Here is a 16,766-nt window from a genome sequence, read left to right on the forward strand (position 1 = left end):
CGGCAAGCGGGAAAGGTGTTTCTTTAGTTCGGCCATATCTAAGCCGGGGTTATCTTTCCGGTCAACGTCTCCCATCAATAGCGGCCATTGTTGCCTAATTTTTTGGGTAAAGCTGGTATCTCGTCGGCGGTGGTAAAGCATTGAAACAGGCGTAATAGCGGGCAATTGTTTCTTCAGTTGATCTTGTACAGCCTTATCCGTTTCGGCTCGTATTGCGTCAATTGTAGGCCGGTAATAGCTAGTGCTGATAATTCGTCGTAAGGTAGTTTGATGAGCCGGTACGGTTGCAAAGCAACTCCTCTGATTGTCGTATGCAAAAAAGCTGATTGGTACGTCCAATAAGGTCGGTCGGTATTGTTGATTGTCCATACTGCTAACTGCTAAAAAAGGTGCTATTCAGATTTTGGCACAGTGTTTTGATACTGCCAACTGCCAGACCCCCTATATGGCCTTTAGCAGTTGGCAGTATTGTTTTACTCAATCGGAGTAAGTTTGAAAAATTGGTTTCGACCTTCTTTGTAATCGGCCAAACGAACGGCGCGGCCCTCCTCATCGTACATTGGCGGCTCTTGCTCAACAATCGTTTTAAGCCGTTCGCGTATCGTTGCGTTTTTGGCTTTAAACTCGGTTTCTAAAGTTGTCCAGACTTCATTTTTGGGTAAAGGCCCTTCAGATAAAAGGCTTAGTAGCCGGTCGGCAATGTCTTCAGTATCCGCCTTGTGTTTGCGGTGGTTAATGTGAGCCGCTACCTGATCGGCTTCAGCCAATGCTAACCCGTTGACCTCCTCTTTGTATTGCAGATAAACGGGTTCGGGTCTTTTGCCGCGTCTTAGCTTCAGATAGCGCAACCGTATCAGGTCGGTATCGTTGCCGCTGGCATCTTTTTCAAAACCAATTTGCAAGGCTGTACTGGCTTTATTTGCCGCTTCTGTTCCGGTATGCCCTCTGGCTTTTTCGGTTCCTGGGTTTTGGTGAATAACCAGTAAAAAGGTTGCATTATGCTTATCGCACAGGTTGCCGATAAAGTCATACAATCGCATAGACTCTTTGGCGTCGTTAAAGTCTCCTACGGCATCTGTAACCACATCAATCAGGCAAAATAGATGCAAGGCTGTCTGTTCTCTAACGTGGCTTAGAAAGGCTTCTATAGCGTCGAAGCGGTGGCCGCGTTCAATTGCTTTGATTGACGTAAACCGAAAGTCAATAGGTTGATCGGCTAATGTGTAACCGGCTTTTAACTTTATGCCTTGAATGGCAAAGGGCAATTCTTCGCTTTGGTTGCGTTCTGTGTCAATGTAGCACACACAAAACCGCTCTAACTCTGCCCGGTCAAATCCCATAAATTTCGGGTCATTCGGGTCATTGGATAACATAAGAGCGGCCAATAATTCAGCAAGTCTTGATTTGTGGCTACCGTATGCCCCTTGAATAATATTGATAGTACCCCGCCCTATAATGCCTGTTTCTAATCGGCTTATAAGCGGAGGACTAAACACTACACTACGGGTTGCGGCATCGCTTACTAGTCTTTCCCGTTCTAATAAATGGTTAAGGTGTTGCGCTTGCTGGCTGGCGCGTTTGTCTTCGTTTGGAGTAGGTTGCTTTACCTCATCGACGGAGAAATTAAGATTGGCAGTAGCGGCCAACTCTTCATCTGACATATCAAAAATAGGCGGACGGTATATATCTTTGTCCTGTTGAAATTCCATAAGAAATGAGTTTTTAGCTGGGTCAATGTCACCACACATTGACCCGGCTTGTTTTACGTTGGGTTAGTCTTGATCGGAGGGAGTGGGGCCAAAAGGCAGGTCGTCAGCTTCTTCTTCGTTAGATTCGTCTAAATTGACGGGTGGCATATAAGAAGAAGCATAAAGGCTAAATGAAACGTCAAGCGTAAGTAAAGCCAGTGTTAATAAGGTTAGGCCCGTGTTCATAGCTCAAAACCTCCTTTTTGTTCGGCGCGGTTGCCCTCATCTAACCATGTCAATAATTCGCTACGGCGAAAAGTTAGCCGGTTTCCTCTCTTCTTATGGGGTAATTTTCGCTCTGATACGAGCGTGTAGATACGGGCGGCTGATAGTCGGGTGACTTGCCGGGCCAATTCGATACCGCCTATTTCGTCGGTGTCTGTCTGGTTAGCACTACGTAAAAGTTGTAGTACTTCTAGTGTCAACGCTTCTAAATTATTTAGCCGGGCGTTGATCGGCTCAAAAGGATTACTCATTTGACACATCTTTTTTGTGAATTGATGTGTCAAATATTATACGGGTAAGAAGTCCGCAACCGGGGTGCAACCGGGGTACTACTTTTCAACAGTAAGGCGAAGCTTTAAGATTTTTAACTCATTTTCAGCACGTTGTTTAGCTTTTTCTGAAAGAAGTGGAATTACTTCTTCTATATCTTCAATAAGATGTTTCAGTTTTGATAAAGACCCGTTAGAGTATGCTAGACGCTTATTTGAAGTAGAAAATGTTATATAATCGTTATAATCTTTATGCTTTCTTTCGACCATATTTTTGTCTTCGTAAAAATGTATCAAGATACTATGCCTTTTAGATAGCTTTTTATCGTCCTTTGCTGGTGGTTGTGATACAGAAACATTAGATAGTTCACTTTGTATTTTGTTTAATGCCTTAATGCGTTCTTTATTCCATATATAAACTAGAGTACGGGCATTGCGAAACCTTGCATCATCTTTGTCCTGTTGAACAAAAAGACTTTGCTCCATCATTACTTTTTGAGCGTTCCTAATCTCTTCATTACAGTATTCGGAAAATTGGGATTCCGTTAAAATACTATGTTGCTGTAAAGCCTGAAAAACTATTTGTTCCTCTATTTTAGATAATATATGGTCGGTAAGAGGACAATCAATACACAATTCACCTATATCTGTCTTGAAATGGTCGGCGGTACAAACGCTATGTAATCCATTAACTTTTCTTTCTTGTATATCCTTAATTACCGCATTTATGTAATCTTCATACTTTTTCAATTCAATTATAATTTCTGGCCTGTGCTCTGGAACTTCCGATTTCCAACGAACAATATTACTCTTTTCTTTCTCTAGCCAAAGTTCACGAAATTCCCTTTTTTCCTCGTTATCAGTTTCTAAATTAGAATTCCATTTTCTACGTTCAATAAATTCCTTAAGTTCTTTCAGATAAAGCTCCCATCTTACTACTTTCATTCGTTCAGCATCATCAGTTGGAACATAAGGTAATCCTGTAACTTCTTCAAAAATCCTTATGACTTCGTTAAATACAGGCGATTCATTCCGAGCTATTCTATTACCTCCTTTTTCGGGGTCACCATCATAATAGGCAATACCTTTTTTTAGTAATTCATCTTTTATATGGCTATGTAAACCACTCGTGTCAGTAATATCAAACTTTTTTTTCATCGCGTTAATTTAATTTAACCTTTAAAGTGATTTGTGTAAGTTATAGTAAAGCATCATAAGCCGAATCAACGGTTTCAGATGAAAAGCTACTTAAATAAGTTTGGGTAACAGATTCGGTAGTGTGTCCCATTGCTTCACTTATTACGGCGGTTGCTATCCCGCCCCGTTTCAACGCTGAAGCGAACGAATGACGGGCAACGTATGTAGTGAGCGGAATAGTTATACCTACCGCGCTGGCAATCGTTTTAAGATCGGTGTTAACCTCTCCAAGTACTTTATGGCATCGGTTCTTGATCTGGCTTGCTGTAATGTGTTGGCCTTTCTTTAGGATAGGAAAAACGTAACTATCAGGGCCGTTTTCCGTGAACGGTCGGTAATAGTTGATAATGGAAAGGGAAGGGGGGGCTAACCGGATGCTAAACCTACCGCCCGTTTTTTGACGGACATAGTTAACCCGGTACTTACCGTCAGCATCTTTGGCAATATCTCTCCATCTAAGGGCGGCAAGATCAATGAAGTTGATACCGCCAACGTAGAAGGAAAAAAGGAAAACGTCTTTGGCTAGTTGTAGATGTTCAGTTGATTTTCTCAAACTGGCATATAAACCCGGTTGTACCGTTGGCACTTGGTAGGCTTCAACCTTTCGAACGTCGTCCCGGCTTATTGCTCGCTTACTGGTTTTAGTAGAAAACTTGCCTAACTGAAACTTATGTTTTTCGGCGGCATTACGGGCAAAGGGGTAGGTGTCTGGCTTAGTTACTTCTTCTGCAATTGCTTTGTTAAGTACGGCCCGTAATACGCGGAACCGTTGGTGCATGGTGTTATCAGCGTTGCCACGTTCCCGTAAATGAGTTTCCAGGGCGTTACAAAACTTTACGGTGACTTTATCGAACGATAAATCTTTAACGCCGTATTCCTCATCTATGAAACGAGACAGTAGCCGTTGCAACTCTTTATAAATATCAGCGTTGCCGTTTTGCCCCGCCCGTTTCATGGCTGTATGTTGTTCCTCTATATATTCCAGTAAAGGAACCCTGCGAACTTTGGCGCGTTGCTGGGCTACTTGTGCTGCCACGTCTTTTGAGGTATGGCCTACCTCATCGGCTGCTACCAACTCTTCAGCCGACTTTTTAAACTTTTTTTCCCATTTGGCTAACTCAGTTATAAGTTCTTCGCGGAAAGGTTCAAGGTATGATCTACGAATAGCGGTTTCATAACTATCATACTTATCATTCCAAAATTTAGGCTGTAAGCTTTTGCCAGTCGATACCCAACGGTTCTTTCGGTCTTTTGTAATGCGAACCACAAACGGGTGTGAGCCGTCGCTTAGGGTCTTGTGTTTATAGTAAACAATTTTGACAGTTGCCTTACCTTCTTTATGCTTTGTCGTCCTTTCCATGAATTGTTTCAACCAGCCTTTGGTTGAAACGCTGGTTGAAACAAATATAATAAATAACGCTATACATTAATATAGGACAATAAATTATATTATAGTAAGTACCTGATTTATAGGAGTGTAACAAACTATAAAGACTGGTATGTAAACCTCAGTCAACTCCTTCTAAGAAGGCGGTCATTGGTTCGAATCCAATCGGGGTCACGTTGATAATCAGCTAGTTAGCTTCATTGCTGGCTAGCTGATTTGCTTTTAGGTACAACATTAGGTACAACAAATTCTAAGCTCCACAAATATCAACTAATATTGCTAGTATAAATTGAAACACTAATTGTTCATCTAATTGATGCCTTTTGGTACTAGGGCGCGTGGACAATTAAAGCATTAAAATCATAGCTGATGCCAAATAGACGAACCCAGCAAAGCTGGTAGCTGTCTTTTCATACCGGGTAGCCACTCGACGGTACTGTTTAAGTTTGTTAAAATAGCGCTCCACTTTGTTGCGGTCTTTGTATAAATTTTCGTCGATTGAACGAGGCTCAAGCCGGTTTTTCTTTGCTGGTATGACTACCTCTGTTCCAGATGCCTGTAAATAAGTAATCAATGAATCAGCATCATAGCCTCGGTCTGCCAGCACAGCCTTTGTTTGATAATCAGCCAGTAAAGGCTCTGCCTGGGTAATATCGGCACGCTGACCTACACTCAGAATGAGCCGCAATGGATTCCCCAAAGTATCCACCAACGCGTGAATCTTTGTGCTCCAGCCGCCTACTGATTGGCCTAAACATTCGCTGGCAGGCTCGCTTTTTTTGGCCTGCTGCGTGTTGATGAGCACGGACTACCGTTGAGTCGATCATCAGCCAGTTTAAATCCGGCTCTTGCAAGGCTTCAAAAACGGTTTGCCAGACGCTGGCCTTTGCCCACCGCCGAAATCGGCGATAGACGGACCGGGACGCCGGAGCGTTTCCATGGCCCAAAGCGTTCGGGCAAGTCTCGCCAAGGTGCTCCACTGCGGGCTATCCAGACTACGGCATTGATAAAGAGTCGGTTATCAGTTGCACTTCGGCCTACGTCACCGACTTTGCCGGGCAAGAGTGAGGCTATTTTTAACCATTGTTGATCGGAAATTTCGTAACGTCGCATTCAACAAAGTTGCAATCGAAGCCTGCCATTACCTAATTGTCAACACCCCCTAGTATTAAAAGAGGTCGTCCAATTAAACGCCCATTATAGGACGCAGCTTCATACATGCTTAATCGTCTCATGCGGGAGCCTATTATGAGACGCTGATTTTTACTATCTGTCAAGTGGCCCGCAGTCGGTGCGCCGACCCGGGTCTGCCCCTCGCCACCCCGGTCCAGTTCGTCGCCTGCAGAGTGGCCTGATTGGGCAACTCCGTTACGAAGACCGTCAGTGGTGTAATTTAAAGAAAATACAGGACCTACTCAAACTAAACGGCCCCCAGTTAATTAGTTGGGAATGATCATGAAGACGTCCGTCCCCTCCTGATCATCCTGCACCTGATCATGGACATCCGATCATTAGTCATCCTTAAATGAGTACCTGTTGTGTCTGGGTACGGATGGGATACATACTACGTTGCCAGATTGAGCTCATCCGTATTCATCCTAAGAAACACACAGTTTGACTGGATTTACTTATTCCGACCCGGATCAGCTATCACCTTACGATCGGTATCGTATGCCTTTAGGTTTGTGCCATGATATTATTCCAAGGGTGAGCTTTCGTGATCCAGCTACCTTCGATGACTCACAAAAGTGAGTAGCCCTACTGCTTCGACGGTCCGCCGTGGCGGCAGGCCCCACAGAGTTGCCTTAAAGCGTATGCCAGGTAAGATCGCCCCGGCGGCCCGGCTATCCGTAGATCTAAGCCTCTGTGGGGTTCCGTGCCGTTTCCTTTCAGGATGTATGCCTCCGGCTTTGTCGTATCTGATATTGTTTGCCCTGCCCGGTCAGTTCCCTTTTGTTGGCTGGGGCATGTTGCTGACACGTTAGTGGGAATAGGTAAGGCTGGCCCTGTTAAATAATCGTTATGCTTCTGAAATGAGTTCTCCCGTTTGCTGATACGAAACTACTTTAGCTGATCTTTAATCTGATTTTAATGGTATGCTAAAGAGAACTTTTTTGGGCCTGGCGCTTCTGTTGGTGCTGACTCAGGGCTGTATCGACGATCATCGGAACAGTCCAACTCCGGTAGCAGAAGATCCGGCTACGTTCACTGAAACCGCATCAGCCGATCTCGGTGGGACGGCCTCTTCCGAAATTTCGGCCTATGATCCCGTCAGCAAGCGTCTGTTCGTCGTCAATAACGAAACAACCAGCAAAGTCGAGGTCCTTAATCTATCCGCTTACCCGACGGTAACGAAGGAACAAGCCATCGACGTCTCCTCCCTGAGTGGCGGAGCTAACAGTGTGGCTGTCAGTGGAGGGAAACTGGCGATTGCCCTGGAGGCCGTCAATAAGCAACAGAACGGCAATGTACTGGTTGTCAATACCAGCACACTATCCGTTATCAAACAAGTTCCGGTGGGGGCATTGCCCGACATGGTCACCTTCAGTCCCGATGGCGCCTATATTGTTACCGCTAACGAAGGGGAGCCTTCAGCCGATTACAAAACTGACCCGGTCGGGTCGGTCTCTATTATCAACGTGGCGGATAATTACAGTGTTAAAACGCTTACGTTCGAGTCATTTGCCGGGTCGCAGGGCCAACTGGCAGCGGGCGGCTTCCGGATTTACGGACCCAACGCGACTTTTGCCCAAGACATCGAGCCAGAATATGTGGCGGTCTCGCCCGACTCAAAAAAAGCGTGGGTGACCTTGCAGGAGAACAACGGTATGGCGGAGGTCGACCTGGTAGCGGGCACGATTCTACGTATTGTACCCTTCGGCACCAAAGACTATAGCGTGGTGGCCAATGCCATCGACCCCAGCGACCGGGATAGTAAAATCGAACTGCGAACGGCTCCGGTCAAGTCGTTCTTTCTGCCCGACGCCATTACTTACTTCTCCACCAATGGCGCCAACTACGTGATTACAGCCGACGAAGGCGACGCCCGGGAATATACGGCCTTTGACGAGCAGGTGCGGGTAGGCAGCCTTACCCTGGATGCGACTGTTTTCCCAACTGGTGCTGCGCTGAAACAGAACACCAACCTGGGGCGGCTGCGTGTGACCAGCACGGCAGGTAATACGGGCGGTGTGTATACCAGTCTGTTTGGCTTTGGCGGACGGGGCTTTAGTATCTATAATGCCAGTACGGGACAGCGAATTTATGAAGCGGGCAAAACCCTGGAAGAAAAAGTGATAGCGGCTAACCTCTACGACGACGACCGCTCCGACGACAAGGGGGTAGAGCCTGAAGGGGTGACGGTTGGTTTGATCAACAACAGGCCAGTGGCTTTTGTGGGTATGGAGCGGGCCGACGCCATTGCCGTTTATGATGTCAGTAATCCGGATGCTCCCCAGTTTTTGCAGTTGTTCAAAACCGGTGACGCTCCGGAGGGTGTGCTGTTTGTACCGGCCGCCAACAGTCCGAATGGACGCAGCATGCTGGTCGTCAGTAGCGAAGGAGACGGCATGGTCAAAATCTACCAACCGAATCGCCGGTAAGTATACGGATACCTCTATACGTTAATCGGCCGAAACCCGTCCTGGCCAGATGACGATCCCTAAACGCCAATCGATGCAAGTATACCTGCCCGTTGTGCTCCCTCTGCTGTCGGGGTTAGTGCTGTTTCTGTTTGCAGTCAACTATCTCTCGGATGGCCTGAAAGCTATTTCGGGCGACAAGCTGAATGACTGGTTGAGCCGATTTACACGCAACGTGGTGACGGGCATCTTGACCGGAATAGCCATCACCACGTTGCTGGACTCGTCGTCGGTGGTGATTATCATGACCATTGCCCTGGTCAATGCACGGTCACTCACGTTCCGCCAGGCGTTGGGCGTGGTGCTGGGAGCCAACATTGGCACGACGTTTTCGAGTCAGTTGATCGCCTTTGACATCGGCCAATGGGCGGGGCTGCCCATGGCGGTTGGGTTAGGCCTGATGATGCTGGGCCGACGCGACCAACTAACGCAATGTGGACAGGTATTGGTTGGGCTGGGTATGCTGTTTCTGGGACTGTATCTCATGGAGGAGGCCGTAGAACCGCTCAAAAAAATGCCAGCCGTCAGCCGGTGGATGCAGGGGTTGGATAATCCCTGGTGGGGGGCACTCATCGGCGCGGGGGCGACCGTCGTGCTACAATCATCCTCGGCGACGGTGGGCATGGCCATCATTCTGGTTGGCCAGCAACTACTCGATTTGTCGGCGGGTATTGCCCTCATGATGGGGGCTGAACTGGGTACCTGTGCCGACACCCTCCTGGCTTCTGTGGGGCGGAGCCGGGCTGCGCTGCGAACGGGCCTATTTCATTTATCGTTTAATCTGCTGTCAATTCTGGCGGGTCTGCTGCTAATTTTGCCTTTCTCCCAACTGGTGCTGTGGGTGTCTGCCGGCGCCAAACCCGAACGCCAATTAGCCAATGCGCATGTCCTATTCAATGTGGTGGGGGTGCTGGCGGTGGCTGCGCTGGTTCCTTTCGTAGCCAATCGGCTGGAGCAATGGCTACCGGATAAACCTGAACAACCGGCACCCGCTGAGTCCTAAAAACGATTAGCTTAATAAAAACCCTTACGCTTACTTTACCGGATTTGTCGCTTTCATGGCCAACCATTTCCGCGTGAGCGGGTTGGTGATAAACGCCACGCTCCGTTAGAATACGTTTGGTTACTTTAGTAAAGCCAAACCCAATTAGTCTTGTTTTAGATTGTTTTTCATTACCTAACTAAACACGGATTGACGATGGGCTATGTTTTTAAGCAGCAGGATTCCATTGCTACCAACCTGAATAGAATTCTTTCGGAAGAAGTCTCGGCGGCTCTGGCAGCCCTGGAGAATCCGGCAGAAGCTTCCGCAGATGCGATTCACAGTGTCCGGAAACGAATTAAGAAGATCCGGGCGCTGTATCGATTTGTCCGCCGGGAACTGAAAGAAAAAGACTTTAAGCAGATCAATACCTTTTATCGCTCCATTGGCCAGCAGCTATCCTCACTCCGGGATGCCACCGTTATGATCAAAACCCTTGACAAGCTCCGGGAGGCTGGGCCGGTCAATGTGTCTCCGAGGCTATTGGCGACCCTCCGGAAAGCGCTGCTCGTTCAGCAGGCGCAGGCAGCCAACGCGTTTTTCAATGACCCCAACCAGCTTGGCGGGGTGATTCAGGCTTTTCAACAGGCTGCCCGCCGGGTGAAAGGGCTGTCTAAGCGACACAAAGGCTTTCGATTGATAAAGCCTAACCTGAAAGCTATATACCAGCGGGCGCGTAAAGCCTTAAAAGTAGCGACGGATAAGCCTAGCGTTGACCACTTGCATGAATTACGCAAGGAAGTAAAAACGCTTTGGTACCATACCCGGCTGTTGCAGCCGATTTGGCCTGGCCTTTTAAAAGCCTATGAGCACGAGTTCGGCCGGCTGGGGGAGTTGTTAGGGGATGATCATGATTTTGGGGTATTGGCCGGGATAATTGCATCAGACCAGCTGTTGATACGCAGCCAACAAACCAAAGAAACGCTGCTAAACGCCTTACAGGCGCAACGAACCCAGTTGCAGGCGCAAATTTATCCATTAGCGAATCGGTTGTTGTCCGAAAAAGCCGACGAGTTTGTCAAACGGTTTCAACGGCATTGGAAGGTATGGCAGTCAGAAGCCAATCCACTAGCCGTAAACCAGCTTCAAGCCGCTTAATACGAGTATTATGGGTATCGAAATCGAACGAAAATATCTGGTCAAAGGCAACGACTGGAAAAAGCCGGAAAAGGGGCAGCTGTACCAGCAAGGTTATTTGAGTAGTCATCCGGATCGAACCGTGCGGGTTCGTACGGTGAATGACAAGGGTTATCTAACCATTAAAGGCAAAACCGTTGGTGCCAGCCGATCGGAGTACGAGTACCCCATTCCCTACGCCGATGCGCAGGCTATGCTCGATCAACTATGCGAGAAGCCTGTCATCACCAAGATACGCTATCGGATAGACCATGAAGGGCTCGTCTGGGAGATCGATGAATTTCAGGGAGAAAACCTGGGGTTGGTCGTGGCAGAGGTGGAGTTAACGGACGAACAGCAAACGGTTGTACTGCCCGACTGGGTAGACCGGGAGGTGACGGCCGAAGCGCCGTATTATAATGCCAATCTGATAAAGCATCCCTTTTCCCAGTGGGACATGTCGTCCAGGTAAAGGAGAGCCCTTTTGGCTAACTGAACACTTGACATGCACCTTGTTGAGGGATGGACGAGCTACTGGTCTGGTTCGACCTCCGAAACAGGCACAAGGGAAGAGGCTGGTTCAGCGTTGATTTTTAGGGCTTTCTTTTTATCCTTCTTAGTCCGTTTAGCTTTGGGTAGCTCCTTGTTCTGGTCTTCGCCAAGCTGCTGAAGCAGTAGTTTGGCAATAGCTTCTACCTGGGCTAATTTGTGCACCACCTTCTCGTGTGCTTCGGCTGATTTATTTACTTTTTTTCGGAGTGATTTCAATTCACTCACTAATTCGTCAAGTTGTTTGGCTTTCATAAGGTATACTTAATTTAGTTGAAACGCTTCCTTCACTAGTTCCAAGTGAATGGCCCTGGCAAACGCACTACGATACGATTTACAGTCGCGATCCTCCGATAAAGCGCCAGTTTTTTAGTACTATGTAGGCTACAAACATAATTAATTAGCCATTCCTTACTTATTAACAAATTGTTATGTCACCCTGAAAGTACAGCGACTGTTGCTTAGCCCGAAGGTGAGGATAAAGCCGCATACATTGAGAGAACTAACGATTATAAAGAATGCTGGAACGCTTTACCATTTGGCTTGTGGTGTTTATGGTATCATGTATGCGATCGTTTAGTAGGGCGCTGAATTTTTACTACCTGTCAAACGCTATCAGTCGTATACAACATTAAAGCCCGAGCCTGTCGAATCAGCTCCTGATCACTGTTATCAATTGGCAAATGAGCCATTTTTCCTGTTGGATAAGTACCATTTTGTAAGCCAAAGTATGAAATCTCAGGCAAAATACGCGTTGATAAACCTTCTCTTTAATCGCCGGATTTAAGCAGCAGATACATGAATGTTACTTCATCTCAAGCGGGAGCCTTTTGCGGGACAGGAATTTTTACGATGTGTCCTGTGGTCCGTCACCGCGACTTACTCAGTCTCATCCGTTGGACTATCGAGAAGAAGGCTGCTTCTCCTTTTCAAGAAAATGCCATAGGCTCTGGCCGACATTTATGGACGATATGATGAGCCAGCAGATTTGATGAAAACTAGTTCTGGTCAAAGGGCTACTTCCGCCGAAAAGAACCAGGTACAACAATAGACAGGACAGGATAAATCGAAAACCCTGCACTACATCAGATAATAGTATTTTATTTGGTTTCATGTTAGTACAGTTTCTGCATTAAATATAGGTAAAGAAACTTTACATAAAGTTAGTTAGGCTGTAGGTCTGGGAATAGTACTAAGGGGGGCACTTATTCGTAGATATAAGTCTTTTGGGGTTCCTTGAACACCAGATTTAACGGGGCAACCTGAGCTATAGAAATGAGCATTTCCTGAGAAGTTACCTAACTTTTCCATAAAACAGCCAAATTGCTGCCTTGCACTCGTCTTGAAGGGTAATTAGTTAACCCGCTTCAATCGGCTACCTTTCTTCAAGACGGTAAGAACCTGATCGGTATGATAAAACACTTTATTCTGCTGCTGTTGGCGACGGCTTATGGCCTAACCAATCCGATTGAGCTAAAGCTCCAGGCTCAATCGACTCAAGCCGTCAAGCCTAAGATCGCCTTTACCTTTGATGACGGCTCGATCAATGATTTTGGTGAGTACAAATTGGAAAATTGGAATCAGCGGCTGCTGGACCAACTGAAAAAAAACAAGCTCAAGGCTATCTTATTTTCGGCGGGTGCCAACAAGTCTGGTCCCAAAGGAAAATACGTGCTAGCCTCCTGGAACAAGGCAGGACATCTCATCGCTAATCATACCTTCTCGCATGTCAACTTTAACAGTAAACAGGTCAGTCTGGACGATTTCAAGCTTGAACTACTTAAAAATGACCGACTCATTAAGGAGTACGCCAATTACGCTCCTTACTTTCGATTTCCCTACCTTAAGGAAGGTGATACCAAAGAAAAAGTGGAGGGGTTTAGAGCCTTTATGAAGCAGAAAGGGTATAGAAATGGCTATGTTACTATCGACGCTTCCGATTGGTACATTAATACCCGCTTAACCGAGCGTCTAAAAGAAAACCCCCATGCGGATCTAAGCGGCTATAGAAGCTATTATAAAAATCACTTATTGAATCGGGCTCTTTACTATGATTCGTTGGCCTATCAACTCACTAAGCGTCGCATCAATCACGTGCTGCTGCTGCATCATAATCTGGCAGTATCCCTTTTCTTAAACGACTTGATCAGCCATTTTAAAGCCAACGGCTGGGAGGTCATCGACGCCGATCAAGCTTATACAGACAAGATTTATACCGCTATGCCCACCCCGATTCCGGCCGGCGAAAGCTTAATTTGGGCTTTAGCCAAAGAATCAGGCCAGTTTGAGTCTGTGTTGCGCTACCCTGCCGAGGACGGCGAGTATGAAAAGCCATTGATGGACAAGTTAGGGCTTTGAGCCAAAATGCCCTAACTAAGCTGCACGTATGTGAACGCTCATTTGTCTCGTATAGGAGCGAGTTGTGAGACAGCTTCCATTTAATAGCTGTCAAATTTATTTAGTAGTCTACACCCCTCGCTTTTGTTATACGTTTTATTATAGTACTTATCAGGGTAACCCCCTTGAAACGGACAATTAAGTTTATACCCTATTTTTATGGAGCGGCTTTCTTTGTGAGCGATTATTTCAGCACAACTATCCGTCCGAATGACGTTTTCATCGACGTCTGCATTATAAGGCTCCGTTACAGGTCTCCAATTCAGGAATTATACCCAGCCGGATCGAGTTGACGACCGAGCCCGCGAACAACTTCGTTTTTCCGGCAAAAAAGTTCGGTTCCAGAGACGCACAGTAGAGACAGATAACGTTTAAAATGTGAGCGTAAGGCGGTGAGTTAATAATCAATTTATACTTAACGTATTTGTTTGTATTAACGCGTACAATCTGGTCATTACATGAATCTTAAGCCATTTGATGTTGTAAACTTTGAACGATTTAATGCCCGGTTTATGGACACGAATAGTGATCAATTCGGGTTTCGGACGGGCGCGATTCAGGTTTACCCTTTATCCATTGCTCCATTAACCATCATTACGCCCAGTCCACTCTTCAGAACCGATTATAACTTTTTGATTTTGATTTCACAGGGTGGTGGTAAGCAGCAAATCAACACCGATACCTTCGAGCTAAAGGCGAATGACGTTCTCTTTATTCGAGAGGGTCACCTCAATGCCATTAAATCCATTGAGGCAGACACAAAAGGCTATTTTGTTTATATTGATAGTACCTTACTACCGCAGCTCTTTATTGATAACGTACTGCTTCACCGGTTAACGTTTCATCCCAAGCAATCCGTTACCAGGCCAGACATGGAGTGGATTTGCAACTGCTGTGAATTGCTTTCCAGCCAGGACAAGGATGATCAGTACGCCTATCAGATTCAAATTGGTTTACTTAGGACAATTATCCTGAAGTTAGCCGGAGCGTCCGTTGCACCACCATCTAAACCTAAGCGCCAAATCGAGATAACGATGCTGTTTAAAGAGCTGCTTTACGAAAACTTCCTGACATGTAGGGATGTAGCGTTTTATGCCAATTCTCTTTCTGTTTCGATAAACTATCTAAACAGGTGCGTAAACCAGATGACCAATAAGCCCCCCAAACAACACATCAACGAAATGGTCATTACTCATAGTAAAGTACTATTGCAGAGCCCGGCACAAGACGTATCTCAGGTCGCTTTCGCTCTCAATTTCTCGGCCCCGTCGTACTTCGGCCGGTTGTTCAAGCAACTGACGGGGAAAACCCCTACTGAGTACAAAAAAACGTTTATGCAAGATTTGTCCGAGTATAAGCAAGATTCCTGATAACAGCGGTAGACAGCTCGTCCTACTTTTACGGACACAAAGCTACACGTTAGCCAACCGTCGAGGAGGGACGCCGTAAGCCGTTACCATTCTTCACTAATCAGGAAAAATGCTTCATCACGTATCGACTATCCTGCTTGTTCATCTTCTGGCCACAACGCTTACCAGGCCCGAAACGATAAGTCAGCAACCCGCACTGCTCATAAACATCACCAACATTCAACCGAATCAGGGAAAGGTTGTCGTTGAAATCTACAGAAACGCATCTGACTGGTTGACTACCCCGCTTCGTAAACAAACTTTATCATCCGATCAGGTAACCAGAACGGCGACTTTTGACGTTCCTCCCGGACGATATGCGGTCTCCATCTATCAGGATGTAAACACCAACGGAAAACTGGACCAGAACTTCATTGGTATTCCCAAAGAGCCATTCGGCTTTGGTAACAATTACCGGCCCTTTGGCAAGCCCAAATTTGAATCGTGCATTGTCGAGTTCAACGCGGGTTCAAAACCAGAGACCATTAAACTATATAAGGCCCTCTAACAGAAGCAATGCAATGGGGGAGAAATGGAGCATGGACCGCGTGGGGTCACTCTCGGGGAAGGTCGCGGTGATTACAGGGGCAAGTAGCGGAATAGGCTACGAAACGGCACTCGGTCTTGCTAAAAAGGACATAACCGTGATTTTAGGGTGCCGTGACTTGACAAAGGCGCAAAAAGCCAAGTCGGCTATCATCTACCACTACCCTACAGCGCAGATCGACTGTCTGCCTATTGATACGAGCAGCCTTCGTAGCGTCAGCGCCTTCGCAACCCTGGTTGAAACTCGTTACGGCAAGCTTGACCTGCTCATTAATAATGCAGGCATCATGATGTCGCCTTATCACGTGACGGAGGATGGCTTCGAGAATCAGTTTGCTACCAATTACCTAGGTCATTTTGCCCTTACCGGTTTGTTGCTGCCATTACTGAAAAGTGTCCCCGGCTCCAGGGTTGTTACCTTAACGAGTTTATCTTATAAATGGGCTGAGATTGACTTCGACGACCTTCAGGCTAAAAAAGGCTACAGTCGGCGTACAGCGTATGGGCAAAGCAAACGTGCCTGCCTGATCTTCGCGTATGAGCTACAACGCAGGCTGGCAGGTGCTGGCTATAACGTTCGTTCGGTAGCTGCTCATCCTGGACTTGCTAAAACCAATCTGGATAAATACTTTCCTGCACTCATCAGACCGTTGGGGAGCCTGTTTCTGCAACCCGCCCGACAAGGAGCCCTTCCTGTTCTGTATGCGGCTCTGGAAACAGCTATCAATGGCGGTGAATTTGTTGGTCCCAATGGCTTTCAGCAAATAAGAGGCTATCCTGGTATGGTTGATTCAGATGACTATTCTACAGACATAAAAGTTGCGGGGCGTTTGTGGAAGGCAAGCGAATCGCTGACCAATGTGAGTTATCTTAGCTAATCGGATAGTTCCTGTTGCCGTTATTTAGAACGACGATCCTGTAATCAGATCATCCCGAACCGCGGTTGTTGTTGTTGTCAAAACCACACTCATCAACTGACCAACCAACCCGTCGTGCTGGAGCTGATTGACCGTAAGCACGAAGTTGACTTTCTTGGTACGCTACTAACTGAACCGCATTGGCGACGGTCAGACCAGGGTCGGCACGGTCCGCCGATGGGGCACCGACTGCTCATCAATTGACAGTCATTAAAAAATAATTGTCTCATTAAATGCTCTTATTTGAGACGAAGAAGGTTTCATGTATTGCCTCAGAAAACGCCCCATTTTTGAAGCATATAGATGAACGCTCCTTCGTCTCA

General features: G+C 46.6%; 13 protein-coding genes and 2 pseudogenes. 8 read left to right on the forward strand and 7 right to left on the reverse strand.

All coding sequences use genetic code 11. From position 1 onward, the window contains the following. The 6 genes and pseudogenes from CRO74_RS31855 to CRO74_RS29435 all read right to left on the reverse strand — a co-directional run. Positions 1–369: pseudogene (locus CRO74_RS31855) on the reverse strand (hypothetical protein); the annotation flags it as partial. Positions 370–473: 104 nt separating this feature from the next. Further along, the gene (locus CRO74_RS29415; RefSeq protein WP_097131865.1) at positions 474–1,709 is read right to left on the reverse strand and encodes a P-loop NTPase family protein; all 1,236 of its coding nucleotides are present in this window, start codon (positions 1,707–1,709) and stop codon (positions 474–476) included. Between the two features lie 221 nt (positions 1,710–1,930). Beyond that, positions 1,931–2,224 carry a helix-turn-helix domain-containing protein gene (locus tag CRO74_RS31765; protein WP_179830337.1) on the reverse strand — a complete coding sequence of 98 codons (294 nt, stop codon included), beginning with the start codon at positions 2,222–2,224 and terminating at the stop codon, positions 1,931–1,933. 78 nt (positions 2,225–2,302) lie between these two features. Beyond that, positions 2,303–3,400, reverse strand: a complete 1,098-nt coding sequence (locus tag CRO74_RS29425; RefSeq protein ID WP_097131590.1) for a hypothetical protein — start codon at positions 3,398–3,400, stop codon at positions 2,303–2,305. Between the two features lie 40 nt (positions 3,401–3,440). Next, positions 3,441–4,811 (reverse strand): site-specific integrase, encoded by a 1,371-nt coding sequence (locus CRO74_RS29430; protein WP_245878024.1) that lies wholly within the window; start codon positions 4,809–4,811, stop codon positions 3,441–3,443. Positions 4,812–5,172: 361 nt separating this feature from the next. Further along, positions 5,173–5,939, reverse strand: a pseudogene (locus CRO74_RS29435) (IS5 family transposase). Positions 5,940–6,922: 983 nt separating this feature from the next. On the opposite strand from CRO74_RS29435, the gene CRO74_RS29440 reads away from it, so the two are divergent. The 4 genes from CRO74_RS29440 to CRO74_RS29455 all read left to right on the forward strand — a co-directional run bounded on the left by CRO74_RS29440 (position 6,923) and on the right by CRO74_RS29455 (position 11,097). After that, positions 6,923–8,428 carry a choice-of-anchor I family protein gene (locus tag CRO74_RS29440; protein WP_097131594.1) on the forward strand — a complete coding sequence of 502 codons (1,506 nt, stop codon included), beginning with the start codon at positions 6,923–6,925 and terminating at the stop codon, positions 8,426–8,428. 73 nt (positions 8,429–8,501) lie between these two features. Further along, entirely contained in the window at positions 8,502–9,470 is a 969-nt protein-coding gene (locus tag CRO74_RS29445; RefSeq protein ID WP_097131596.1) for a Na/Pi cotransporter family protein, read from the forward strand. A 195-nt stretch (positions 9,471–9,665) separates the two neighbouring features. Then, positions 9,666–10,607 carry a CHAD domain-containing protein gene (locus CRO74_RS29450; RefSeq protein WP_097131598.1) on the forward strand — a complete coding sequence of 314 codons (942 nt, stop codon included), beginning with the start codon at positions 9,666–9,668 and terminating at the stop codon, positions 10,605–10,607. Positions 10,608–10,617: 10 nt separating this feature from the next. Further along, positions 10,618–11,097, forward strand: coding sequence for a CYTH domain-containing protein (locus CRO74_RS29455; protein ID WP_097131599.1), 480 nt, complete (start codon positions 10,618–10,620; stop codon positions 11,095–11,097). Positions 11,098–11,156: 59 nt separating this feature from the next. On the opposite strand, the gene CRO74_RS29460 is transcribed toward CRO74_RS29455, so the two are convergent. Further along, positions 11,157–11,429, reverse strand: coding sequence for a hypothetical protein (locus tag CRO74_RS29460; RefSeq protein ID WP_097131601.1), 273 nt, complete (start codon positions 11,427–11,429; stop codon positions 11,157–11,159). A 1,182-nt stretch (positions 11,430–12,611) separates the two neighbouring features. On the opposite strand from CRO74_RS29460, the gene CRO74_RS29465 reads away from it, so the two are divergent. The 4 genes from CRO74_RS29465 to CRO74_RS29480 all read left to right on the forward strand — a co-directional run bounded on the left by CRO74_RS29465 (position 12,612) and on the right by CRO74_RS29480 (position 16,404). Further along, entirely contained in the window at positions 12,612–13,532 is a 921-nt protein-coding gene (locus CRO74_RS29465; protein WP_179830338.1) for a polysaccharide deacetylase family protein, read from the forward strand. A gap of 551 nt (positions 13,533–14,083) precedes the next feature. Continuing rightward, positions 14,084–14,941, forward strand: coding sequence for an AraC family transcriptional regulator (locus CRO74_RS29470; RefSeq protein ID WP_218840249.1), 858 nt, complete (start codon positions 14,084–14,086; stop codon positions 14,939–14,941). A gap of 109 nt (positions 14,942–15,050) precedes the next feature. Continuing rightward, positions 15,051–15,488, forward strand: a complete 438-nt coding sequence (locus tag CRO74_RS29475; protein ID WP_097131607.1) for a DUF2141 domain-containing protein — start codon at positions 15,051–15,053, stop codon at positions 15,486–15,488. Between the two features lie 13 nt (positions 15,489–15,501). Beyond that, complete coding sequence (locus tag CRO74_RS29480; RefSeq protein ID WP_097131608.1) at positions 15,502–16,404, forward strand: oxidoreductase; 903 nt, start codon at positions 15,502–15,504, stop codon at positions 16,402–16,404. Positions 16,405–16,766 lie beyond the last annotated feature (362 nt).

The sequence above is a fragment of the Spirosoma fluviale genome, assembly GCF_900230225.1.
Taxonomy (GTDB): Bacteria; Bacteroidota; Bacteroidia; order Cytophagales; family Spirosomataceae; genus Spirosoma; species Spirosoma fluviale.